The sequence below is a fragment of the Streptomyces sp. AM6-12 genome, assembly GCF_044327085.1.
Classification (GTDB): domain Bacteria; phylum Actinomycetota; class Actinomycetes; order Streptomycetales; family Streptomycetaceae; genus Streptomyces.
Genome location: NZ_JBIQWN010000001.1, coordinates 5,911,608 through 5,933,660 on the forward strand (window position 1 = coordinate 5,911,608; position 22,053 = coordinate 5,933,660).

The 22,053-nt window shown below is 73.4% G+C and carries 21 protein-coding genes; 15 read left to right on the top strand and 6 right to left on the bottom strand.

Annotation, left to right across the window (positions count from 1 at the left end; genetic code table 11):
* Position 1: 1 nt before the first annotated feature.
* Positions 2 to 1,204: an amino acid deaminase/aldolase gene (locus tag ACE4Q9_RS26900; RefSeq protein ID WP_397986810.1), complete on the bottom strand. Its 1,203-nt coding sequence runs from the start codon at positions 1,202 to 1,204 to the stop codon at positions 2 to 4.
* Between the two features lie 197 nt (positions 1,205 to 1,401).
* Here ACE4Q9_RS26900 and ACE4Q9_RS26905 point away from each other — a divergent pair, with 197 nt between their 5' ends.
* The 3 genes from ACE4Q9_RS26905 to ACE4Q9_RS26915 all read left to right on the top strand — a co-directional run bounded on the left by ACE4Q9_RS26905 (position 1,402) and on the right by ACE4Q9_RS26915 (position 4,852).
* Positions 1,402 to 2,829: a hypothetical protein gene (locus ACE4Q9_RS26905; RefSeq protein ID WP_397986811.1), complete on the top strand. Its 1,428-nt coding sequence runs from the start codon at positions 1,402 to 1,404 to the stop codon at positions 2,827 to 2,829.
* On the top strand, positions 2,826 to 3,986 hold the full coding sequence (gene mycP / locus ACE4Q9_RS26910) for a type VII secretion-associated serine protease mycosin (protein WP_397986812.1): 1,161 nt from the start codon (positions 2,826 to 2,828) through the stop codon (positions 3,984 to 3,986). The genes ACE4Q9_RS26905 and mycP overlap by 4 nt, the downstream gene beginning before the upstream one ends.
* A 134-nt stretch (positions 3,987 to 4,120) precedes the next feature.
* The gene (locus tag ACE4Q9_RS26915) at positions 4,121 to 4,852 is read left to right on the top strand and encodes an SseB family protein (protein ID WP_397986813.1); all 732 of its coding nucleotides are present in this window, start codon (positions 4,121 to 4,123) and stop codon (positions 4,850 to 4,852) included.
* 37 nt (positions 4,853 to 4,889) lie between these two features.
* On the opposite strand, the gene ACE4Q9_RS26920 is transcribed toward ACE4Q9_RS26915, so the two are convergent.
* Entirely contained in the window at positions 4,890 to 5,246 is a 357-nt protein-coding gene (locus ACE4Q9_RS26920; protein ID WP_397986814.1) for a DUF1844 domain-containing protein, read from the bottom strand.
* A gap of 401 nt (positions 5,247 to 5,647) precedes the next feature.
* Between ACE4Q9_RS26920 and infC the strand changes: the two genes are divergently transcribed.
* The 10 genes from infC (at position 5,648) to ACE4Q9_RS26970 (ending at position 16,540) form a co-directional block, all read left to right on the top strand.
* The gene (gene infC, locus ACE4Q9_RS26925; protein WP_397987339.1) at positions 5,648 to 6,310 is read left to right on the top strand and encodes a translation initiation factor IF-3; all 663 of its coding nucleotides are present in this window, start codon (positions 5,648 to 5,650) and stop codon (positions 6,308 to 6,310) included.
* Positions 6,311 to 6,424: 114 nt separating this feature from the next.
* On the top strand, positions 6,425 to 6,619 hold the full coding sequence (gene rpmI / locus ACE4Q9_RS26930; RefSeq protein WP_004933563.1) for a 50S ribosomal protein L35: 195 nt from the start codon (positions 6,425 to 6,427) through the stop codon (positions 6,617 to 6,619).
* A gap of 98 nt (positions 6,620 to 6,717) precedes the next feature.
* Positions 6,718 to 7,101 (top strand): 50S ribosomal protein L20, encoded by a 384-nt coding sequence (rplT, locus tag ACE4Q9_RS26935; protein WP_037651207.1) that lies wholly within the window; start codon positions 6,718 to 6,720, stop codon positions 7,099 to 7,101.
* 204 nt (positions 7,102 to 7,305) lie between these two features.
* On the top strand, positions 7,306 to 8,157 hold the full coding sequence (locus ACE4Q9_RS26940; RefSeq protein ID WP_397986815.1) for a TrmH family RNA methyltransferase: 852 nt from the start codon (positions 7,306 to 7,308) through the stop codon (positions 8,155 to 8,157).
* Between the two features lie 50 nt (positions 8,158 to 8,207).
* Positions 8,208 to 9,338 carry an ATP-binding protein gene (locus ACE4Q9_RS26945; RefSeq protein ID WP_397986816.1) on the top strand — a complete coding sequence of 377 codons (1,131 nt, stop codon included), beginning with the start codon at positions 8,208 to 8,210 and terminating at the stop codon, positions 9,336 to 9,338.
* Between the two features lie 128 nt (positions 9,339 to 9,466).
* Positions 9,467 to 10,588 (top strand): phenylalanine--tRNA ligase subunit alpha, encoded by a 1,122-nt coding sequence (pheS, locus tag ACE4Q9_RS26950; RefSeq protein WP_397986817.1) that lies wholly within the window; start codon positions 9,467 to 9,469, stop codon positions 10,586 to 10,588.
* Positions 10,588 to 13,104, top strand: coding sequence for a phenylalanine--tRNA ligase subunit beta (gene pheT / locus ACE4Q9_RS26955; RefSeq protein WP_397986818.1), 2,517 nt, complete (start codon positions 10,588 to 10,590; stop codon positions 13,102 to 13,104). The genes pheS and pheT overlap by 1 nt, the downstream gene beginning before the upstream one ends.
* Positions 13,105 to 13,353: 249 nt before the next feature.
* On the top strand, positions 13,354 to 14,403 hold the full coding sequence (locus ACE4Q9_RS26960; RefSeq protein WP_397986819.1) for a PP2C family protein-serine/threonine phosphatase: 1,050 nt from the start codon (positions 13,354 to 13,356) through the stop codon (positions 14,401 to 14,403).
* Between the two features lie 194 nt (positions 14,404 to 14,597).
* On the top strand, positions 14,598 to 15,938 hold the full coding sequence (locus ACE4Q9_RS26965) for a transcriptional regulator (RefSeq protein ID WP_397986820.1): 1,341 nt from the start codon (positions 14,598 to 14,600) through the stop codon (positions 15,936 to 15,938).
* Between the two features lie 65 nt (positions 15,939 to 16,003).
* Positions 16,004 to 16,540, top strand: coding sequence for an NUDIX hydrolase (locus ACE4Q9_RS26970; RefSeq protein WP_397986821.1), 537 nt, complete (start codon positions 16,004 to 16,006; stop codon positions 16,538 to 16,540).
* Here the strand turns inward: ACE4Q9_RS26970 and ACE4Q9_RS26975 are convergent.
* A complete protein-coding gene (locus ACE4Q9_RS26975; protein WP_397986822.1) occupies positions 16,537 to 16,797 on the bottom strand; it encodes a hypothetical protein in 261 nt (86 codons plus the stop codon). The two genes, ACE4Q9_RS26970 and ACE4Q9_RS26975, sit on opposite strands and share 4 nt — an antisense overlap.
* 195 nt (positions 16,798 to 16,992) lie before the next feature.
* A complete protein-coding gene (locus ACE4Q9_RS26980) occupies positions 16,993 to 17,868 on the bottom strand; it encodes a 3-hydroxybutyryl-CoA dehydrogenase (protein WP_397986823.1) in 876 nt (291 codons plus the stop codon).
* Positions 17,869 to 18,043: 175 nt separating this feature from the next.
* Between ACE4Q9_RS26980 and ACE4Q9_RS26985 the strand changes: the two genes are divergently transcribed.
* Entirely contained in the window at positions 18,044 to 19,369 is a 1,326-nt protein-coding gene (locus ACE4Q9_RS26985; protein WP_397986824.1) for a glycoside hydrolase family 10 protein, read from the top strand.
* A 56-nt stretch (positions 19,370 to 19,425) separates the two neighbouring features.
* Here ACE4Q9_RS26985 and ACE4Q9_RS26990 read toward each other — a convergent pair whose 3' ends face one another.
* Positions 19,426 to 19,623: a DUF1918 domain-containing protein gene (locus ACE4Q9_RS26990; protein WP_397987340.1), complete on the bottom strand. Its 198-nt coding sequence runs from the start codon at positions 19,621 to 19,623 to the stop codon at positions 19,426 to 19,428.
* A gap of 20 nt (positions 19,624 to 19,643) precedes the next feature.
* Positions 19,644 to 20,558, bottom strand: coding sequence for a DMT family transporter (locus ACE4Q9_RS26995; protein WP_397986825.1), 915 nt, complete (start codon positions 20,556 to 20,558; stop codon positions 19,644 to 19,646).
* Between ACE4Q9_RS26995 and ACE4Q9_RS27000 the strand changes: the two genes are divergently transcribed.
* Positions 20,557 to 21,990 (top strand): PLP-dependent aminotransferase family protein, encoded by a 1,434-nt coding sequence (locus ACE4Q9_RS27000; RefSeq protein ID WP_397986826.1) that lies wholly within the window; start codon positions 20,557 to 20,559, stop codon positions 21,988 to 21,990. The genes ACE4Q9_RS26995 and ACE4Q9_RS27000 overlap by 2 nt on opposite strands.
* The last annotated feature ends 63 nt before the right edge of the window (positions 21,991 to 22,053 follow it).

The window sequence follows — 22,053 nt, forward strand, 5'->3', positions numbered from 1 at the left end:
CTCAGAGGAAGGTGTGCCCCTCACCCCGGTACGTGGGCACGGTCGCCGTCACCTCGTCGCCCTCGACGAGGTGCAGCGACGCGAACCGTTCGCACAGCTCGCCCGCCTTGGCGTGCCGGAACCACACCCGGTCGCCGATCAGCAGATCGTCGGCGGGCGAGCCGAGCAGCGGGGTCTGCACCTCGCCGGCGCCCTCCTGCGGGTCGTACCTCAGCCCCTCCGGCAGGTACGGCACCGGCGAGCGGTCGGGGCCCGCCGCGCCGGAGGCCGGATAGCCGCCGCCGAGCACGGTGACGACGCCCACACCCGGCCGCCGTACCACCGGCAGCGCGAAGAGGGCAGCCGGGCGGCCGCTGAACGACGTGTAGTTGTCGAAAAGACGCGGCACGTACAGCCCGGAGCCGGCCGCGATCTCGGTGACCGCGGACTCGGCCGCGGTGTGCTGCACACTGCCGGTACCGCCCCCGTTGACGAACTCCAGGCCCGGCGCGACGGCCCGCACCGCGCGCACGGCCGCCGCGCGCCGCTCGGCCAGCTCCCGGCGCGCGGCGGACTGCATCAGCCGGATCGCCCGCGAGCGCAGCGGCCGCCCGGCGACGGCGTCACCGACGCCCGCGATATGGCCCTCGTACGCCATGAGCCCGACCAGCCGGAAGCCGGGACGTCCGGTCACCACCCGTGCTGTCTCGGCGAGTTGGTCGGGGGAGTGCAGCGGGGAGCGGCGGGCGCCGACCCGCACGAGACCGCCGAACAGCCGCAGCGAGGTGTCCAACTCCAGACAGACGCGCACCACTTCACGTCCGCCGTCGCGGGCGGCGTCGATGAGGTCGAGCTGCGCGGGGTCGTCCACCATCACGGTGACGGCGGCGGCGAGCTTGGGATCCGCGGTGAGTTCGGCGAACCCGGAGCGGTCGGCGGAGGGATAGGCGAGCAGGATGTCGTCGAAGCCCGAACGCGCCAGCCACAGCGACTCGGCGAGGGTGAACGACATGACGCCCTGGAAGCCGTCCATGGCCAGCACCCGCTCCAGCAGGGCACGGCAGCGCAGGGACTTGCTCGCGACCCGTACCGGCTTGCCGCCGGAGCGGCGGACCAGATCGGCCGCGTTGGCGTCGAAGGCATCCAGGTCCACGAGCGCCAGCGGCGCTTCGAGATGGGCGGTGGCCCGGTCGTACCGGGCCCGGTCGGCGGCACGCGCAGTCATGCCGGAAGCCTGCCAGAACGGATTACCGCAGGGTAGAGGGACGTTCCGGGCAAGTGCCCCGGCCTGCCGTACCGGTTCCGCCCCGGCCCCCGGCAACCCGTAGAGTGACGCGCACGTACGGCGGACCCGCCCTGGGATGCGGGCCCGGTCGCACGGGTACGAGGAGACGGCCCGGGTCGCGAGGAAACGGGGAACGCATGACCACGGAAGCACGCCACTCCTCCGTACCGCCAAGCCCTTCGCACTCCTCCGGCCCCGGCGCGGGACGCGCCGAGGGGACGCGGGCCGCCGCCGCGCGCGCGGACATGCCTGCGGGGGAGGACCCCGGCGACGAGCCGTCCGTCTTCACCCGGCGCGCGCCGGGCGGTGGCACGGGCCCGGCGAGCGGGACGCCCCGGCGCGTTCCCGTCCCCGAGGCCACCGGCCCGGTGAGCCCCCCGCCGCCCCCCGCGTCGGCCCGCTTCCCCGACGCCCCGCCCCGCACGGCGCGCACGGGCACGGGCACACCACGCCTCGCGCACACCGAGGAGACGACCGGGGGCGGCGCCGGGTCCGCCGACGGGGGGAGTGCGGGGACGCGGGGTAGCGGCACCGGCTCCGGCGGTGCCGCCGGAGCGGACGGTTCCGCACCGTCGGACCGCCGGCCGGGACATCCGGTCCCCGGCGCTTCCGCGCGCCCTCCGGCGAGCGCGCCCTCGCAGGCGACGCGGCCCGCCACCCGGTGGCAGCACCAGCCGCCCGCCCCGCCCGCGTTCGGCCCGGTCCACTCCCGGCCGGGTGCCGCGCGGCCCCGTGTCACGTTCGGGGAACCCGACCTGTTCCGGACGCGCAGACGGGGGCGGGCCGTCGCCGCCGGGGTCTGCCTTGTGCTGGGGATCGGGCTCATCGGCGGTGCCGTGGCCGGGAGTTGGCTCACCGGGGAGCACGAGGACAGCGCCGCGCGCGGGTTCGCCGCGGCCGCGCCCGCGTGGCACAGCGTGCCCGTCGACTCGCTGTTCCCGCCCGTCGTGAAGGGCGCGGGGGAGGGGCCCGGAGGGGCGGACCGGACCTGGACACGGGTCGCCGTCGCCCCGGACAGCGGCTGCGCCGACGCGTTCGACCCGCTGCTGTGGCAGGTCCTCGCCGGCACCGGCTGCCGACGGCTGCTGCGCGCCACCTACACGGACGCCACCCAGAGCTATGTCACCACCGTCGGCCTGCTGTTCACCAAGGCCGACCCCGCCCAAATGGCCGCGCTCGCCACCCGCTTCCGCACCCAGCACCTCGCCGGACGCACCGACCTGATGCCCCGTCCGTATGCCGCGGGGGACACCCCCGCGGCCGGCTTCGGCGACGACCAGCGCGCCACCTGGACCATCTCCGTGCGCACCGACGCCCCCGTGGTCGTGTACGCCGTCTCCGGCTGGGCGGACGGCCGGGGCGTGGACACCCCCCAGCCCGCCGCCGACGCGGTACAGGCCGGAGCCACCACCGCGCAGGCCCAGTCCGGCCTCGGCAATGAGGCACTGGGACTGTCCGGACAGATAACACGGCGGCTGCGCCAGGCCGTCGGATCCGCCGCGACGAACGCCCCGGACACCCCGGACACCCCGAACGCGCCGAACGCCACGAAGAGTCCCTCATGAAGCGTGCCTCCGGGGCCGCGGTGAGCGCCCTGCTCGCCGGTGCCCTCACCCTGCTGCCCACCGCCGCCGCCCACGCCGACGGCATCCGCGCCCAGCAGTGGGGCCTGTCCGCCCTCCGCCTCGACGAGGCATGGCAGACCACCAGGGGCCAGGGCGTCACCGTCGCCGTCCTCGACACCGGCGTCCAGGAGGACCACCCCGACCTGGTCGGCAATGTGCTGCCCGCCAAGGACATGATCGGCTTCGGTGCCCGGCCCGGCGACCGCACCTGGGGCCGGCACGGCACCGCCATGGCCGGCATCATCGCCGGACACGGCCACGGCCCCGGCGACTCCGACGGCGTCATGGGCGTCGCCCCCGACGCGAAGATCCTTCCCGTACGGGTGATCCTTGAGGACAGCGACCCCGCCCGCGCCAGGGCCCGCACCACCCGCGGCACCGCCCTCGCCGATGGCATCCGCTGGGCCGCCGACCACGGCGCCGACGTCATCAACCTCTCCCTCGGCGACGACTCCGCCTCCGCCCACCCCGAACCCGGTGAGGACGAGGCCGTGCAGTACGCCCTGAAGAAGGGCGTGGTCGTCGTCGCCTCCGCGGGCAACGGCGGCGACAAGGGCGATCACGTCTCCTACCCGGCCGCCTACCCCGGCGTCATCGTGGCCACCGCCGTGGACCGCTACGGCACCCGCGCCGCCTTCTCCACCCGCCGCTGGTACGCCGCCGTCAGCGCGCCCGGCGTCGACGTCGTCATCGCCGACCCCGACCACAAGTACTACGAGGGCTGGGGCACCTCCGCCGCCTCGGCCTACGTCTCGGGCGTGGCCGCCCTGATCAAGTCGGCCCATCCGGGGCTGAGCCCGGCCCAGATCAAGACGCTCCTGGAGGACACCGCCGACGACCCGCCGGCCGGGGGCCGCGACGACTCCCGCGGCTACGGCACCATCGACCCGGTGGCCGCCCTCGCCGCGGCCGACCGGCTCAGACCGCGGAAGCTCAGCCCGGCGTCGTACCCCCGACAGTACTTCGGCCCCGGACCGGACGCCCCCAAGGCCACCGGCTCCGCCGCCGACTGGGCGGCGCCCCTCGCGGGCAGCGTCGGCGGAGTGCTGCTGGTGGCGGGCGTGATCCTGTGGCGCGGCCGCCGGCAGCCCTTCTGAGACGGGCCGGGGTGGTTCTGGCGCGGCTGCCGGCCGGGCCGGGTGAGCGCGTGGCGCGGCTGCCGGCAACCCTGCCGGGGCGAGCCCCGGCCCGCCGCTTCGCCGGGTGGTTTCCCCCGATAGGGTCGGTGACCGTGGCGAACAAGAACATCCCCGACCCCGGCTACTCCGACGACGACGGCTCCGCCGACCCCCGGCTCGGCGCCGCGCTCGCCGCGTGGGCCGAGGACCGCACCGCCGTCGGACCGGTCCTCCAGGCACTGAAGGGCGCCCGGCTGCTGGTGCCCGTCGTCGCCGTACTGGGCGAGGTCGAGGAGGACGAGAACGGGCTGCGCCGCGAGAAGACCAGCGACATGGCCGTACCCACCCTGAAGGCCGGCCGCCGTACCGCGCTGCCCGCGTTCACCTCCACCGACTCCCTCGCCCGCTGGGACCCCGAGGCCCGCCCGGTCGCCGTGCCCCTGCACCAGGCGCTCCAGGCCGCCGCGCACGAGAAGGCCGACACGGTGGTGCTGGACCTCGCCGGGCCGGTGCCGTTCGAGCTGACCGGGCCCGCGCTGCTCGCCCTCGCCGAGGGCCGCACCAGCACCGACCCGCTCACCGATCCGGCCGTGACGGAGGCCGTGCGCACGGCGGTGGCGGCGGAGCCCGCCGTGCGGAGCGCCCACCTCGTCCCCGGTCCGGCCGACGGCACCCTCGCCCTCGTCCTCGACCCGTCCGCGCCGGCCGCCGAGACCGCGCGGGCGATCGCGGGCCGGCTCGCCGCCGACGAGGCACTGAGGGCCCGCCTGGTGCGCGGCCTCGACCTGGCACTGCTGCCGGCCGGGACGACGCCTCCGGGCGAGCCCTTGTACGTGCGGGGATGAATCGAGCGCCCTGCCGAGGGGCGCCTGGCCTATGTGCCTAGCCGTAGACGGGGCCGGTGTACTTCTCGCCCGGTCCCTGGCCCGGCTCGTCCGGGACGATCGAGGCCTCGCGGAAGGCCAGCTGGAGCGACTTCAGGCCGTCGCGCAGCGGGGCGGCGTGGAAGGAGCTGATCTCGGTCGCGCCGCCGTCCAGCAGGCCGGCCAGGGCGGTGATCAGCTTGCGGGCCTCGTCGAGGTCCTTGTACTTGTCCCCCTCCTCGCTGAGCCCGAGCTTCACGGCCGCGGCGCTCATCAGGTTGACGGCGACCGTCACGATCACCTCGACGGCGGGGACCTCGGCGATATCGCGGGTCAGCGCGTCGAAGTCGGGGTTCTCGGCAGGGGTCTCACTCATGTCCCACACCCTAAGCGGCGTGCCGCCCTCCCGGTGACGCCGCCCGACCGGCCCTCGGCGGGCGGCCTCCGATTAGCCCTTGACTGGTCACCCTGCTAGTCTTGTGTGCGACCGGCCGGATCCGCCATGTGTGAGTTCGGCCCACAAGTGGAGGCTCCGATCTCCCACCCGCTCCGTCCTCCGGGACGGCGGGTCTCCGGTCAGGCGGCCGCCATCGTTCCGTACGGACGATGGAGCCGCCCGATTCGCGCCCCGCGTTCACGCGGCGGTGTTCCGGTAGTCAGGAGCCCCGCCTGTGATCGTCCGGGGCATTTTTTGTGCTTCGGCGCGGTTGGTCTGACGAACACAGACGTTACGCGGCAGTCCGCCAGGCCGTCGCGTGGTGCTACCGAGGAGGATCCATCAGCGCCGAGCCCCGCATCAACGACCGGATTCGCGTTCCCGAGGTGCGACTTGTCGGTCCCAGTGGCGAGCAGGTCGGCATCGTGCCGCTCGCGAAGGCACTGGAGCTTGCGCAGGAGTACGACCTCGACCTGGTCGAGGTGGCGGCGACCGCCCGTCCGCCCGTGTGCAAGCTCATGGACTACGGGAAGTTCAAGTACGAGTCGGCCATGAAGGCCCGTGAGGCGCGCAAGAACCAGGCGCACACGGTCATCAAGGAGATGAAGCTCCGGCCGAAGATCGACCCGCACGACTATGACACCAAGAAGGGTCACGTCGTCCGGTTCCTCAAGCAGGGCGACAAGGTCAAGATCACGATCATGTTCCGTGGTCGTGAGCAGTCCCGGCCCGAGCTGGGCTACCGACTGCTCCAGCGTCTCGCGGAGGACGTCCAGGACCTCGGGTTCGTCGAGTCGAACCCGAAGCAGGACGGCCGAAACATGATCATGGTCCTCGGTCCGCACAAGAAGAAGACCGAGGCGATGGCCGAGGCCCGTCAGGCGCAGGAGGCCCGCAAGGCCGACGCGAAGGCGAACCCCGGCAAGTCGCAGAACCCGGCCGAGGCATCGTCCGAGGTACCGGCCGAGGCCGAGGCGTCGTCCGAGGAACGCGCCGAGGCGTGATTCCGGGGAGCCGTACGGCTCCCGAGGATGTAACCGAAACAAGAGCGACGCTCCACCGTGCCCGGTTTTCGTGACCGGGCACCGGAGCGCCACCGACGAGGAGAGAACGGCGCTATGCCGAAGAACAAGTCGCACAGCGGTGCCAGCAAGCGCTTCAAGGTCACCGGCTCCGGCAAGGTGCTCCGCGAGCGCGCCGGCAAGCGCCACCTGCTCGAGCACAAGTCGTCCCGCGTGACGCGTCGCCTCACCGGCAACGCCGAGATGGCCCCGGGCGACGCCGCGAAGATCAAGAAGCTTCTCGGCAAGTGACGCCCCGGCGCTCACCGAGCGCCGCGCGTCTGAACCGGGACCCAATCGTTTCCGGGTCGTGTGAGGACACCCACGACCCCGCTACAAGGAGTTAAAAAGTGGCACGCGTCAAGCGGGCAGTCAACGCCCACAAGAAGCGCCGGGCGATCCTGGAGCAGGCCTCCGGCTACCGCGGTCAGCGTTCGCGCCTGTACCGCAAGGCCAAGGAGCAGGTCACCCACTCGCTGGTCTACAACTACAACGACCGCAAGAAGCGCAAGGGCGACTTCCGTCAGCTGTGGATCCAGCGCATCAACGCCGCTGCCCGCGCCAACGGCATGACCTACAACCGCTTCATCCAGGGTCTGAAGGCCGCCAACGTCGAGGTCGACCGCAAGATCCTGGCCGAGCTGGCCGTCAACGACGTGAACGCGTTCGCCGCGCTCGTCGAGGTCGCGCAGAAGGCGCTGCCGTCGGACGTCAACGCGCCGAAGGCCGCGTGACGCCGCGCTGGCTTCAGCCGACATAACACCGGGACCCGCAGGCTGTATGGCTTGCGGGTCCTGCTGTTGAGGCCCCTCGGTGCGTGTCCGGCCGCGGATGCGTCGTGGTCGCTCGCGCCCACGCGGCGCCGCCGCAGATCAAGCACAGCCCCGTGCCCCTTCGGGCGCGACACCAACAAGACTCTCCGGAAAGCGAAGACGAGCATGGTCCCCGTCGGCCCCGAGCTGATCTCTCCCCGTTCCGCACGCGTCGCCGCCGCACGCCGGCTCGCCAAGCGGAACTTCCGGGGGAAGGAGCGGCTGTTCCTCGCGGAGGGGCCGCAGGCCGTGCGGGAGGCGGCGGCGCACCAGGGGGGCGGGCTCGTCGAGCTGTTCGCCACGGTCGAGGCCGCGGAGCGGTACGCCGACATCGTCGGTGAGGCCCGTGCCGTCGGCGCCCGGGTGCACCTCGCCGCCGAGGACGTCATCGCCGACATCTCGACCACCGTCACCCCGCAGGGGCTGGTCGGCGTCTGCCGCTTCCTGGACACCCCGTTCGAGGACATCCTCGCCGCCCGCCCCAAGCTGGTCGCCGTGCTCGCGCACGTCCGCGACCCCGGCAACGCGGGCACCGTGCTGCGCTGCGCCGACGCCGCCGGCGCCGAGGCCGTCGTCCTCACCGACGCCTCCGTGGACCTGTACAACCCCAAGGCCGTACGCGCCTCCGTCGGCTCCCTTTTCCACCTCCCGGTCGCCGTCGGCGTCCCCGTGGAGGAGGCCATCGAGCGGCTCAAGGGCGCCGGGGTGCGCATCCTGGCCGCCGACGGCGCCGGCGACCACGACCTGGACGAGGAGCTGGACGAGGGCACCATGGGCGGCCCCACCGCCTGGGTGTTCGGCAACGAGGCATGGGGGCTGCCGGAGGAGACCCGCGCCCTAGCCGACGCCGTCGTGCGCGTGCCCATCCACGGCAGGGCCGAGAGCCTGAACCTGGCCACGGCCGCCGCCGTCTGCCTGTACGCCTCGGCCCGCGCCCAGCGCGCCCGCGGAGGGTGTCGTTCCGTCACCCAGAGCTAGTAGGGTGGCCAGCTCGGGGCCGTGCGCCGTATGAGAGGTGGGGTACGGGGATGAGTGTGGCCGGCACGAGCACCGGGCCGAAGGGGCGGGACGCGCGCGGCGCCCCCGCGTCCTGGGGCGGTGCGGGCGGGCTCGATCCCGACCAGCTCCCCGACGGACTGGTGGTCGCCGACGAGCGGGGCCGCGTCGTCGGGTTCAACGCGGCGGCGGAGCGCATCACCGCCGTACCCGCTGCCGAGGCCCTCGGGCAGCCGCTGGAGAAGGCGCTGCCGTTAGAGGACCTGGAGGGGCGCCGCTGGTGGCAGCTCACCGACCCCTACGGGGGCCTGGCCACCAGGACCCGGCAGCCCGAGCGCAATCTGCTGCTGCCCGGCGGCCGCGAGGTGCTCGTCACCGCCCGCTACGTCCGCACCGCGCCCCTCGGCCCCCTGCACCGTCTGATCGTCTCCCTGCGGGACACCGAGGCCCGCCGCCGCACCGAGCGCAGCCACGCCGAGCTGATCGCCACCGTCGCCCACGAGCTGCGCTCCCCGCTGACCTCCGTCAAAGGGTTCACCGCGACGCTGCTCGCCAAGTGGGCGCGGTTCACCGACGACCAGAAGCGGCTGATGCTGGAGACCGTCGACGCGGACGCCGACCGGGTCACCCGGCTCATCGCCGAGCTGCTGGACATCTCCCGGATCGACTCCGGGCGCCTGGAGGTGCGCAGGCAGCCCGTCGACATAGGGGCCGCCGTCTCCCGCCACATCCAGGCGTACGTCGCCGCCGGGCAGAGCGCCGGGCGCTTCCTGCTGCGCATCGAGCAGCCGCTGCCCGATCTGTGGGCCGACCCCGACAAGATCGACCAGGTGCTCAGCAACCTGCTGGAAAATGCCGTGCGGCACGGCGCGGGAACCGTCACCATCGACATCACGCCCACGGCGTCCCCCCGCGAGGGCGAGGAAGCCGGCACATCGGTCACGGTGAGCGACGAGGGGCCCGGCATCCCGGAGGAGTCCATGAACCGCGTCTTCACCCGCTTCTGGCGGGGCAGCAAGCGCGGCGGCACCGGGCTCGGGCTGTACATCGTCAAGGGCATCGTGGAGGCCCACGGCGGTACGATCACGGTCGGCCGCGCCCGCGGCGGCGGCGCCGAGTTCCGATTTACGTTGCCCGTGAGCGCGCCGGCGTATCTCGCCTAGCGGCCCACGGGCCCTTCGCCCCCCGCCACCCCGTTAGACTCGGCCTTTGGCACCGTTGTGTCCTTCACGCGGCCCTCGCGAGTCGGTGACGGGGACCATCCGCCAGCCAATCGGAAGCACGGGAAGAGATGTCGGCACCCAATAAGTCGTACGACCCTGTCGAGGTCGAGGCGTTGAAACCGGAAGAGATCGAGCGCATGCGGGACGAGGCGCTCGCCGCCTTCGCCGCCGCGGACTCCCTCGACGCGCTGCACGAGGCCAAGGTCGCCCACACCGGTCCGGCGTCCCCACTGTCCCTCGCCAACCGCGAGATCGGCGCCCTGCCCCCGCACGCCAAGGCCGAGGCCGGCAAGCGCGTCGGCATGGCCCGCGGCGCCGTCAACAAGGCCCTCGCCGCCCGGCAGAGCGAGCTGGAGGCCGAGCGCGACGCGCGGGTGCTGGTCGAGGAGGACGTCGACGTCACGCTGCCGTACGACCGCGTCCCGGCCGGTGCCCGCCACCCGCTGACCACGCTGTCGGAGCGCATCGAGGACATCTTCGTGGCCATGGGCTACGAGGTCGCCGAAGGCCCCCAGGTCGAGGCCGAGTGGTTCAACTTCGACGCCCTGAACATCGGCCCGGACCACCCGGCCCGCGGCGAGGCCGACACGTTCTTCGTCGAGGGCCCGGACGGCAGCGCCGATTCGGGTGTGGTCCTGCGCACCCACACCTCGCCCGTGCAGATCCGCTCGCTACTCGACCGCGACCTGCCGGTCTACGTGATCTGCCCCGGCCGCGTCTACCGCACCGACGAGCTGGACGCCACGCACACGCCGGTCTTCCACCAGGTCGAGCTGCTCGCCGTGGACGAGGGCCTGACCATGGCCGACCTCAAGGGCACCCTGGACCACATGGTCCAGTCGCTGTTCGGCGCGGGCATGAAGACCCGGCTGCGCCCGAACTTCTTCCCCTTCACCGAGCCGAGCGCCGAGATGGACATGCTCTGCTACGTGTGCAAGGGCGAGTCCGTCGGCAACCCCGACCGCCCCTGCCGCACCTGCTCCAGCGAGGGCTGGATCGAGCTGGGCGGCTGCGGCATGGTCAACCCGCGGGTGCTCACCGCCTGCGGCGTCGACCCGGAGAAGTACAGCGGCTTCGCCTTCGGGTTCGGCATCGAGCGGATGCTGATGTTCCGCCACAACGTCGAAGACATGCGAGACATGGTCGAGGGTGACGTCCGGTTCACCCGGCCCTTCGGGATGGAGATCTGATGCGGGTCCCGCTTTCTTGGCTGCGGGAGTACGTCGACCTGCCGGCCACCGAGACCGGCCGTGACGTCCAGGCCAAGCTCATTTCGGCCGGTCTGGAGGTCGAGACCGTCGAACAGCTCGGCGCCGACCTCAAGGGCCCCCTGGTCGTCGGCCAGGTGCTGACCATCGAGGAGCTGGAGGGCTTCAAGAAGCCGATCCGCTTCTGCACGGTCGACGTCGGCCAGGCCAACGGCACCGGTGAGCCCCAGGAGATCGTCTGCGGCGCCCGCAACTTCGCGGTCGGCGACAAGGTCGTCGTGGTGCTGCCCGGCGCCACCCTGCCCGGCGGCTTCTCCATCGCCGCCCGCAAGACCTACGGCAAGGTCTCGCACGGCATGATCTGCTCCAGCGACGAGCTGGGCATGGGCGAGGACACCACCCACGGCATCATCGTGCTGCCGCCGGAGACCGAGGTCGGCAAGGACGCCATCGAGCTCCTGGAGCTGGTGGACGAGGTCCTGGACATCGCCGTCACCGCCAACCGCGGCGACTGCCTGTCCATCCGCGGCGTCGCCCGCGAGACCGCCATCGCCTACGGCCTGCCGCTGCGCGACCCCGCCCTGATCGACGTGCCCGCGCCGAACGCGTACGGCTACCCGGTCCAGGTCTCCGACCCGTTCGGCTGCGACCGCTTCACCGCGCGCACCGTCAGCGGCCTGCGCCCCGAGGCCCGCTCCCCGATCTGGCTCCAGCGCCGGCTCCAGAAGGTCGGCATGCGCCCGATCTCGCTGGCCGTCGACATCACCAACTACGTGATGATGGAGCTGGGCCAGCCGCTGCACGCCTACGACCGCGCCTCGGTCCAGGGCACCATCGGCGTGCGCCGCGCCCGGGAGGGCGAGAAGCTCGTCACCCTGGACGGCGTCGAGCGGGCGCTGCACGCCGAGGACCTGGTCATCACCGACGACCGCGGCCCGATCGGCCTGGCCGGTGTGATGGGCGGCGCCAACACCGAGATCGCCGACCACGGCGAGGACCCGGAGCACGCGACCACCGATGTCGTCATCGAGGCGGCCCACTTCCACGCGGTCTCGATCGCGCGCACGGCCCGCCGCCACAAGCTGCTGTCCGAGGCCTCCCGCCGCTTCGAGCGCGGGGTGGACCCGGCCGCCGCTGCGGCCGCCGCGCAGCGCACCGTGGACCTGCTGGTGCTGCTCGCGGGCGGCACCGCCGAGGCCGGCGTCACCGAGGTCATCGCGCCCTCCGCGCCGCACACCATCACCATCCCGGCGGACCACCCGGACAAGGTCGCGGGTGTCACCTACGGCCGCGAGACCGTCGTACGCCGCCTCCAGGAGGTCGGCTGCGACGTCTACGGGCAGGACGAGCTGATCGTCACCGTCCCGTCCTGGCGGCCCGACCTGACCGACCCGAACGACCTCGCCGAAGAGGTCATCCGCCTCGAGGGCTACGAGGGCCTGCCGTCCCGGCTGCCCCGGCCGCGGGCGGGCCACGGCCTGACCGGCCGCCAGCGGCTGCACCGCCGCATCGGCCGCGCGCTGGCCGGCGCCGGTTACGTCGAGGCGCTGAACTACCCCTTCCTCGGCGAGCAGGTCTTCGACCAGCTCGGCCTGGACGCGGACGACCCGGCCCGCCGTGTGGTGAAGCTGCTCAACCCGCTCAGCGACGAGGAGCCCGCGCTCCGTACGACGCTGCTGCCGGGCCTGCTGGGCGCGCTGCGGCGCAACACCGGCCGCGGCGCGCACGACCTGGCCCTGTTCGAGACCGGGCTGGTCTTCCACCCGCGGGCCGAGCGCGCTGTCGCCGGGCACCTGCCGGTGGACCGCCGTCCCACCGACGAGGAGATCGCCCGGCTGAACGCGGCGCTGCCCGAGCAGCCGCGGCACGCCGCGGTCGTCCTCGCGGGCGCCCGCGAGCAGGCCGGCTGGTGGGGCAAGGGCCGCCCGGCCGACTGGGCCGACGCGATCGAGGCCGCGCGTACCGTGGCCCGTGAGGTGGGTGCCGAACTCGTCGTACGCAAGGGCCAGTACGGCCCCTGGCACCCGGGCCGCTGCGCCGAGCTGCTGGTCGTCGTGGACGGCGCCGAGCGGGTCGTGGGCCACGCGGGCGAGCTGCACCCGCGCGTCGTCAAGGCGCTGGGCCTGCCCGAGCGCACCTGTGCGATGGAGCTGGACCTGGACGCCCTGGAGGAGGCCGGCGACGGCATCCCCATGGCGCCGGCCATCTCCTCCTTCCCGGTCGCCACGCAGGACGTCGCCCTCGTGGTCGACAAGCCGGTGCCGGCGGCCGAGGTCGAGGCCGCGCTGCGCGCCGGTGCCGGTGAACTGCTTGAGTCCATCCGGCTGTTCGACGTCTACGAGAACGCCGAGCAGCTGGGCGAGGGCCGCAAGTCGCTGGCGTACGCGCTGCGCTTCCGCGCCCCCGACCGGACGCTGACGGTGGACGAGGCGTCGGCGGCCCGTGACGCGGCCGTCGCCCTCGCGGGCGAGCGCACCGGAGCCGTGCTGCGCGGCTGACGGTCGGAGCGAACGGGGCGCGCCCGGTCACGGACTTCCGTGGCCGGGCGCGCTTCGTGTGGGCCGGAGAAAGGTCCTGACGCCGCGTCACCTCCTGCATAAATGCACTCCCACCTGCGTCTTCTCACTCGTTCGAGTGGTCATCGGAGGCGAACCAGTTCTCGCGGTCCATGCCGTCGACAGAATCGGACCGGCCTTTCGGGGTCGGTCCGGCTGCTCTGTCAGGGACTCTCCATGGGGGACAGAGGCATGATCCGCATCAAGGCACGGGCACCCACCGCGCGCGGCGCCGTGCTTCCCACGCTCTGGGGCGCGCTCGCGGTCGCCTACAAGTTCGGCTGCCCGCTCGCCACCCAGGAGCGGCTCGGCGCCCGCATCGCCGCCTGCGTCGTGTTCTTCGGCGTGGGCATCGGGCTGCTGGCCCATGTGCGGCGCGCCCTGCTGCGGGAGTTACGGCTCGCCCGGCGGGCGGCGCGGGTCGCCCAGGGTGTCGTACTGCGGCCGCCGCCCCCGCGGCTCGACGGGCTCGGCGTCGCCGCCGCCCAGCTCTCCGCGGACCGGGGCGCGAGCGTCGGGGGCGATCTGTACGAGGCCATCGCCACCGAGCACGGGGTGCGGGTGGTGATGGGGGACGTCCGCGGGCACGGGCTGGCCGCCCTCGGCACCGTCGCCGCCCTCCTCGGCAGCTTCCGCGAGGCCGCCCATGACGAGGCCCGGCTCGACGGAGTGCTGCGCAGGCTGGAGCGGGCGCTCGCCCGGCACCTGCGCGAACGCGCCCGCGCCGAACACCCCTCCACCGGGTGCCCGGCGGACCCCGACCACCCCGTCGCCGAGGAGTTCGTCACCGTCCTGCTGCTGGAGATCGGCCGGGACGGCACGCTGGGCGTCCTCAACTGCGGGCACCCCTGGCCCTACCGGCTCACCGGCACCGCCGTCGAACCCCTCACCCGCGCCGAACCGCTGCCCCCGCTGGGCCCGTTCCCGCTCCCGGCGGACCTCGCCCCGCGCCACTGCCCGCCGCTGCGGCCCGCCGAGTCGCTGGTCCTGTTCACCGACGGCGCCGAGGACGCGCGGGACGCACGGGGCCGGTTCTTCGCCCTGCCCGACGCGCTGCGCACCGCCGTACGCGATCAACCCGCCACTCCCCAGCGGGTGTTGCGAACCCTCTTCTCCGCCCTGCTGCGGCACACCGGCGGCACCCCCACCGACGACGTGGCCCTCCTGGTGCTGCGCAACGAGCGGGGAGCGGCACCGAAGGCGCGGGAGCCGGCCCGGCCCGCCACCACCACGCACGGCTGATGGTTCCCGCCAGACCACCGCTGTAGGACGGGGAGCCGGTGGCCTGGCGGGCCTCGCGAGGAGGACCACCAGTGAAGCGGCCCGGCCACGCTCCGCGACAGCGCGCGGACGCCCCGGATACGGGCATTCCGTTCACACCCCGTGTGAAGGCGCAGCCACTACGCTGACGGCATCAGGCACTCGGGGGTCATCCCATGCAGCCCAACACGCTCCTTGACGCCATCCTGGACGAGGCGGGGATCTCGCACGCCGGTCTTGCCGCCCATGTGAACCAGGCGGGGCGCCGCCGGGGCCTCGCGCTCCGCTACGAACACACCGCCGTGGCCCGGTGGTTGAAGGGCCAGCGGCCACGCGGCCAGGTGCCCGACCTGATCTGCGAGGTGCTGGCCGCCCGGCTGCACCGCCCGGTCACCCTGGACGACATCGGCCTCGGCGTGCCCGGCCGGCCCGGCAGCGCGGCCGCCGGCACGCTGTCCGGCTTCGTGGAGCGGGCCACCGCCCTGTGGCGCTCCGACGAACAGCAGCGCCCGCATGTGCTGGGCGCCCCGGCCGTCACCGGCACGCCCGCCGTGATGCCCGTATGGGAGTGGGAGAACCCGCCGGAGGACACCGATGTCTCCCGCGGCGGCAGACACCTGGTCACGGCGGCCGACATCGAGACGCTGCGCGCGGCCCGCGCCCACTACGAGCAGATGTACCGCAAGGCCGGCGGCATCGCGACCCGCGCCCGCATCGTCGGCTTCCTCAACGCGGAGGCGGCGCCGCTGCTGCGCGGCAGCTACACCGACGCCACCGGCCGCCAACTGCACCGGGCCACCGGCGGGTTGGTCGCCGTCGCCGGGATCTGCGCGTACGACTCCGACGCGCACGGACTCGCCCAGCGCTACTTCCACCAGGCGCTGCGGCTGGCAAAGGCCAGCGGGGACCGGGGTCTCGGCGCCTACGTCATAGCGCTGCTGGTCAACCAGTCCCTGTTCATGCGGGAGTTCCGGCAGGCGGTGGCCTTCGCGGAGGCCGCGCTGCGCACCGCGGGCCGGCACATCACCCCCGCGCTCGCCTCCGACCTGTACGCGATGCAGGCCAAGGCGTACGCGCATCTGGGCGACGCGGCCGGCGCGCTCGCCTGCATCCGGCGCGCGGAGAGCGCCGCCGAACGCATCCGGCGCGGCCATGAACCCGACGAGACCGGCTATGTGCAGCCCGGCCTGGTCAATGTGCAGGTCGCCGAGGCGCTGCTCAGCCTGGGTGAACTCGCCGCCGCGCGGGAGCACGCGGCGGCCGCCGTGGACAACCCCGCGCACGACCGGGGGCGGGTGCACCGGCTGGCCATGCTCAGCACCATCGAACTGCGCCAGGGCAACGCGGAGAAAGCCGTGGTCACCGCCGTGCGGATGGCCGAGCAGGTGCGCGGCATGGAGTCCCAGCGGCTGCGCGACCGGCTGCGCGTGGTGCGCGAACACCTGGCGCGCTGCGGGTCGCCCGGCACCACCGAGGCCGCCGAACTCATCGACGAAGTGCTGCGCGTGCCCCTGTAGGCGCCCTGTGGGCGCGCCGTCACTGCTGCGATATTGCCACCTACCTCCCGAAAGGTGGCAGAACCGTGCAGTGGACGAAACAGAGCGAACAAAAGGTGTATGCAAACCGCTGGTTCAGCGTCAATCTCGCGGATGTCGAGCTGCCCGACGGCCGGCATCTGGACCACTTCCTCATCCGGATGCGGCCGGTCGCCGTCGCCACGGTCGTCAACGAGGCCAACGAGGTCCTGCTGCTGTGGCGGCACCGCTTCATCACCGACAGCTGGGGCTGGGAACTGCCCGCGGGCGTCGTCGAGGACGGCGAGGACATCGCGCGCGCGGCCGCCAGGGAACTGGAGGAGGAGACCGGCTGGCGGCCGGGGCCCCTGCACCACCTGATGACGGTGGAGCCGTCCAACGGCCTCACCGACGCCCGGCACCACATCTACTGGTCCGACCGGGGCGAGTACCTCGGGCACCCCGTGGACGACTTCGAGTCGGACCGCCGGGAGTGGGTGCCCCTCAAGCTCGTCCCCGACCTGATCGCCCGTGGGGAGGTCCCGGCCGCCAACATGGCGGCCGCGTTACTGCTGCTGCACCACCTCAGGCTCGCCGAGGGCTAATGGGCGCGCACGGCCGACCAGATGGTCACCACGAGCGCGCCGAGCGCGGTCAGCGCGGCGAGCGAGGGCAGCGGCCAGCGCGCGTGTTCCAGCGAGACCATGCGGGAGTTCAGCTCGTCCAGCTCCTTGGCGGTCTCCTCGGTGCGGTGACCGAGCAGTGCGAGACCGCCCTCGACGCGGGCGTAGGCCACGTCCAGTCGGCGCCGTAACTCTGCGAGTTCTCCATGGACCACGGGATGCTCCGGATCGCCGGTCACGGGTCCACTCCTTTCCGTAGTCGAACGGGGGGTTCCGCACCCCCTTGCATGTGCATGAAGAGTGAACTCGCCTGGTGGTCGCGTGGGGAGCGTGTGCGGTGGACGTCTGCGGGCCCGGCGCGCACACGGTGTGTGAAACGGATGTGCCCGGCACCGATTGCGGTGCCGGGCACGTCTGTCGGTAGCTGAGGGTGATCAGCCGTAGGTGTAGAAGCCCGAGCCGGTCTTGCGGCCGAGCCGGCCCGCCTCGACCATGCGCTGGAGCAGCGGGGGAGCGGCGTACAGCGGCTCCTTGTACTCGGCGTACATCGAGTTGGCGATGGAGACGATGGTGTCCAGGCCGATCAGGTCGGACAGCTTCAGCGGGCCCATCGGGTGGGCGCAGCCCATCTCCATGCCGTTGTCGATGTCCTCGCGGCTGGCGATGCCCGACTCGAACATCCGGATCGCGGAGAGCAGATAGGGCACGAGCAGCGCGTTCACCACGAAGCCGGAGCGGTCCTGCGCGCGGATGGCGTGCTTGCCGAGCGTCTTCTCGGCGAAGACCTGGGCCCGGCTGAGAGTGCCCTCGGAGGTGGTGAGCGCGGGGATCAGCTCGACCAGCTGCTGCACCGGGGCCGGGTTGAAGAAGTGGATGCCGACGACGTGGTCCGGGCGCGAGGTGGCGACCGCGAGCTTCACCAGCGGGATGGAGGAGGTGTTGGAGGCCAGGATCGCGTCCGGCCGGGTCACCACCTGGTCGAGGACCTGGAAGATCTCCGTCTTCACGGCCTCGCTCTCCACGACCGCCTCGATCACCAGGTCGCGGTCGGCGAACTCGCCGAGGTCCGTGGTGAAGCTGAGCCGCGCCTGGGTGGCGTCCCGCTCCTCGTCGGAGATCTTGCCGCGCTCGGCCGCCTTGGACAGGGAGTTGTACAGCCGGGTGCGGCCGATCTCCAGAGCCTCGCCGGTGGTCTCGGCGACCTTCACGTCCAGTCCCGCGCGGGCGCACACCTCGGCGATGCCCGCGCCCATCTGGCCGCAGCCCACGACTCCGACGCGCGCGATATCGCCCGATGGGATGCCTGTCACATCGTCCCCTTCGCTGTTCTCCGGCTTGGCTGGCAGACCTCCGGGTTTCGGCGCCTGCTCCGATCGTGCACGTTACCGCGAAGTATCGATGATCGATCGTGTGGGTGCGGGCATTCTTGGCCACGGAGACCTTCCGTGACCGAGCGGATCCGCAACGTAAGGGAAAGTGGCCGAAATGGGACCCCTCTCACGCCGGGATTTCGCCCTGGCGACGCTGTCCGCGCTGACCACGGCCGGGTGCGGTGCGGCGGCGACCGGGACCGCGGAGATCAAGCGGGGTGGGGGTGAGCGGTCGGACGGCGGCCGGTCCGGGGGCGGGCGGTCCGGGACCAAGGGCGCCACCGGCGCGCCCGGCGCCCGTGCGGTCACCGAGATGCGGGGCGTGTGGATGGCGACCGTCGAGAACCGGGACTGGCCCTCGCGGACCGGGTTGAGCGCCGCCGAGCAGGAGAAGGAGCTGATCGCCCACCTCGACCGGGCGGTGCGCGACCGGCTGAACACCGTGATCCTCCAGGTGCGGCCCACCGCTGACGCGCTGTGGCCCTCGCCGTACGAGCCCTGGTCGCAGTTCCTCACCGGCACCCAGGGGCGCGACCCCGGCTGGGACCCGCTGGGCACCGCCGTGCGCGAGGCCCACGCGCGGGGGCTCCAGCTGCACGCATGGTTCAACCCGTACCGGATCGCGAACCACACCGACCCCGGTCTCCTCACGCCCGCCCACCCGGCGCGCGTCCACCCCGACTGGGCGGTGCCGTACGGCGGCAAGCTCTACTACAACCCCGGCCTGCCCGCCGTACGCGCCTTCGTGCAGCGGGCGATGCTCGACGCGGTCGCCCGCTACCCGGTGGACGCGGTCCACTTCGACGACTACTTCTACCCCTACCCCGAGGACGGGGCGGCCTTCGCGGACGACGAGGCGTACGAGCGCTACCGCGGCGCCTTCACCAGCCGGGCCGACTGGCGCAGGGACAACATCGACCGGCTGGTCAGGGAGATGGCGGCCGGCATCAAGCGGGTGCGGCCCGGCACCCGGTTCGGGATCAGCCCCTTCGGGGTGTGGCGCAACGCGTCGACCGACCCGCGCGGCTCCGACACGGACGCGGGCGCCCAGACGTACGACGACCTGTACGCCGACACCCGCACCTGGGTCCGGGAGAACTGGATCGACTACATCGCGCCCCAGCTGTACTGGGAGATCGGCGCGAGCGGCGCGGACTACGGGACGCTGCTGGACTGGTGGGCGGGGGTCGCCGAGGGCAGCGGGACGCGGCTGTACATCGGCGAGGCGCTGTACCGGGCCGGGGCCGCGGGCGCGGACGGCCGGCCCGAGGCGTGGCAGGACCCGGCGGAGCTGTCCCGGCACCTCACGCTCGCCGCCCGCCGTCCGCAGGTGGGCGGGCACATCTTCTTCGCCGCCGGGGACGTGGCGAACGATCCGATCGGGGCGATGCGCCGCGTGGTCGCGGACCACTACACGCGCCCGGCGAGCCCGCCCCGCTGAACCGGCGGAGGACCTATTCCGACCGCTCGGCCGGCGGTAAACCGATGCGGCGGCGCCTACCGCTGCCGGTCCTCCTGGTGCTTGACCTGGCAGTCGGGTCCCGGCAACATGATCGCCTCGTGCCCGTCCTCGAAACGGACCCGGTAGGGCGGACTGCCCTCCTGCCCCATCACCTCGACGACTTCGGACTCCTGGTCGTGTTGGCCGACCACCCTGCCGTGCTGGACAAGCCGGTCGCCCTTGGATGCGCGCATCTCCAGGCCCCTCTCAACGATCACGACCGCTGGGTGACGGCGATGCACACGAGCACGGCGACAGCGGTCAGGGGAGCGGCCGCCGTGAAGTGCTCGCCCAGCAGCAGCGCCGACCACACCAGTGTGAGCAGGGGCTGGGCCAACTGCAACTGGCTCGCCCTGGGCACTCCGATGGCCGCCATGCCCCGGTACCAGACGACCAGACCGAGGAACTGCGAACCCAGCGCCACCCAGAGCAGACCGGCGACCCCGTGCGCGGTCACCGTGAACGGCTCGTACGACAGCGCCAGCGCGGCGGCCGGCAGCGTGAGCGGCAGGCACAGCACCAGCGCCCAGCCGATGACCTGCCAGCCCGGCATCTCGCGGGCCAGCAGCCCGCCCTCGGTGTATCCGGCCGCGCACACCAGCAGGGCCGCGAACAGACAGCCGTCGGCCGCGGTGAGCGCGCCCCCGCTCTGCAGGGCCGTGAACGCCAGCACCGCCGCCGCGCCCGCCACCGCCGCGAGCCAGAACCGGCGGGAGGGGCGGTGGCCGGTGCGCAGCGCCGAGCAGACGGCCGTGGTCAGCGGCAGCAGGCCGACCACGACGGCCGCGTGCGCGGTGGTGGAGGTGCGCAGCGCGAGCGTGGTCAGCGTCGGGAAGCCGAGCACCACGCCGAGCGCGACGACCGCGAGGCCACGCAACTGGCGCCGCTCGGGCGGCCGTACCTTCAGGGCCAGCAGGGCGCCGCCCGCGACCAGGGCGGCCAGGGCGCTGCGCACGGTCACCAGCGTCCAGGGGCCGAAGCCCTCCAGGCCCCAGGCGGTGGCCGGGAAGGTGAGGGAGAAGGCGGCGACGCCGAGCGCGGCGAGCGCGGTGCCAAACGCCCGGCGCTCCGCCGGGGGAGCGGGGACCGCTATCGGGCCGGAATCGATAGCGCTACTCTGAGTCTTCATGCAAGAGCGTAGCAGCGTGGGAGAACTGGCGGAACAGCTGCGGCGAGAGCTGGACCGCTACTCACCAGGGGGAAAGCTGCCATCGAGCCGGGCGCTGGTCGAGCGGTTCCGGGTGAGCCCGGTGACGGTCTCGCGGGCGCTCGCCCAGCTGGCCGCCGAGGGCCTTGTCGTCACCCGGCCCGGCGCCGGCGCCTTCCGGGCCAGGCCACGCACCCCCGAGGCGCCGGCCGGGGACACCTCCTGGCAGGAGGTCGCGCTGAGCGTCGACGGCGCCGCCGACCTCGTACCGCGCACCGTGGACGCCACCGGGGTCACCGTCTCGCTGGCCGCTCCGCCGCCCGGCGTGCTGGAGTTCAACGGCGGTTATCCGCATCCCTCGCTCCAGCCCGAGCGGGCCATGGCGGCGGCGCTCGCCCGCGCGGGGCGGCGGCCCGGCGCCTGGGGGCGGCCACCGCTGGAGGGGCTGCCGGAGCTGCGCGAGTGGTTCGCCCGCGAGATCGGCGGCGCGGTCACCGCGGCCGGGGTGCTGATCGCGGCCGGCGGCCAGTCCGCGCTGGCCACCGCCCTGCGTGCGCTCGCCCCGCCGGGCGCCCCCGTGCTGGTCGAGTCGCCCACCTACCCCGGCATGCTGGCCCTCGCCCGCGCGGGCGGACTGCGCCCGGTCCCGGTGCCGGTGGACCGCGACGGCGTCCGGCCCGAGCTGCTCGCGGACGCCTTCCGGGCCACCGGCGCCCGGCTGTTCGTCTGCCAGCCCCTCTTCCAGAACCCGACCGGCGCGGTCCTCGCCCCCGACCGGCGCGCCGAGGTGCTGGCCATCGCCCGCGCGGCCGGCGCCTTCGTGGTGGAGGACGACTTCGTACGACGCCTCGTGCACGCCGACGCGGGTCCGCTGCCCCGCCCGCTGGCCGCCGACGACCCCGACGGCGTGGTGGTGCACGTCGGCTCGCTGACCAAGGCGACCTCGCCCAGCTTCCGGGTGAGCGCCCTGGCCGCGCAGGGCCCGGTTCTCGAACGGCTGCGCGCGATCCAGGTGGTGGACTCCTTCTTCGTGCCCCGCCCGCTCCAGGAGGCCGCCCTCGAACTGGTCGGCTCACCGGCCTGGCCCCGCCATCTGCGTTCCCTGTCGGGGGAGTTGAAGGAGCGCCGGGACGCCATGACGAGCGCGCTCGCGCTGCGCCTGCCCGAACTCGCCCTGCCGCACGTCCCGTCCGGGGGCTACCACCTGTGGGCGCGGCTTCCGGAGGGCACCGACGACGACGCGTTCAGCGCGGCGGCCCTGCGCGCGGGCGTGGCCCTCACTCCGGGCCGCCCCTACTTCAGCGCCGAACCCCCGGCGCCCTACGTCCGGCTGAGCTTCGCGGCGGTGGCGGGCCTCGGGGAGATCACGGAGGGGGTACGGCGGCTGCGGGCGGCCTGCGACGAGGTGCTGTAGCCGAACCCCCGTGCGCCGTACGGGAGTCGACGGCTCGCCTCCACGCCCCGCAGCTGCGACGAT

Excerpts from the sequence above, each read along its gene's own strand:
- ACE4Q9_RS26900 (WP_397986810.1), bottom strand. The coding sequence starts at position 1,204 with ATGACTGCGCGTGCCGCCGACCGGGCCCGGTACGACCGGGCCACCGCC.
- ACE4Q9_RS26905 (WP_397986811.1), top strand. The coding sequence starts at position 1,402 with ATGACCACGGAAGCACGCCACTCCTCCGTACCGCCAAGCCCTTCGCAC.
- mycP (WP_397986812.1), top strand. The coding sequence starts at position 2,826 with ATGAAGCGTGCCTCCGGGGCCGCGGTGAGCGCCCTGCTCGCCGGTGCC.
- ACE4Q9_RS26920 (WP_397986814.1), bottom strand. The coding sequence starts at position 5,246 with ATGAGTGAGACCCCTGCCGAGAACCCCGACTTCGACGCGCTGACCCGC.
- rpmI (WP_004933563.1), top strand. The coding sequence starts at position 6,425 with ATGCCGAAGAACAAGTCGCACAGCGGTGCCAGCAAGCGCTTCAAGGTC.
- ACE4Q9_RS26940 (WP_397986815.1), top strand. The coding sequence starts at position 7,306 with ATGGTCCCCGTCGGCCCCGAGCTGATCTCTCCCCGTTCCGCACGCGTC.
- ACE4Q9_RS26945 (WP_397986816.1), top strand. The coding sequence starts at position 8,208 with ATGAGTGTGGCCGGCACGAGCACCGGGCCGAAGGGGCGGGACGCGCGC.
- pheS (WP_397986817.1), top strand. The coding sequence starts at position 9,467 with ATGTCGGCACCCAATAAGTCGTACGACCCTGTCGAGGTCGAGGCGTTG.
- pheT (WP_397986818.1), top strand. The coding sequence starts at position 10,588 with ATGCGGGTCCCGCTTTCTTGGCTGCGGGAGTACGTCGACCTGCCGGCC.
- ACE4Q9_RS26960 (WP_397986819.1), top strand. The coding sequence starts at position 13,354 with ATGATCCGCATCAAGGCACGGGCACCCACCGCGCGCGGCGCCGTGCTT.
- ACE4Q9_RS26965 (WP_397986820.1), top strand. The coding sequence starts at position 14,598 with ATGCAGCCCAACACGCTCCTTGACGCCATCCTGGACGAGGCGGGGATC.
- ACE4Q9_RS26985 (WP_397986824.1), top strand. The coding sequence starts at position 18,044 with ATGGGACCCCTCTCACGCCGGGATTTCGCCCTGGCGACGCTGTCCGCG.
- ACE4Q9_RS26990 (WP_397987340.1), bottom strand. The coding sequence starts at position 19,623 with ATGCGCGCATCCAAGGGCGACCGGCTTGTCCAGCACGGCAGGGTGGTC.
- ACE4Q9_RS27000 (WP_397986826.1), top strand. The coding sequence starts at position 20,557 with ATGCAAGAGCGTAGCAGCGTGGGAGAACTGGCGGAACAGCTGCGGCGA.
- ACE4Q9_RS26995 (WP_397986825.1), bottom strand. The coding sequence starts at position 20,558 with ATGAAGACTCAGAGTAGCGCTATCGATTCCGGCCCGATAGCGGTCCCC.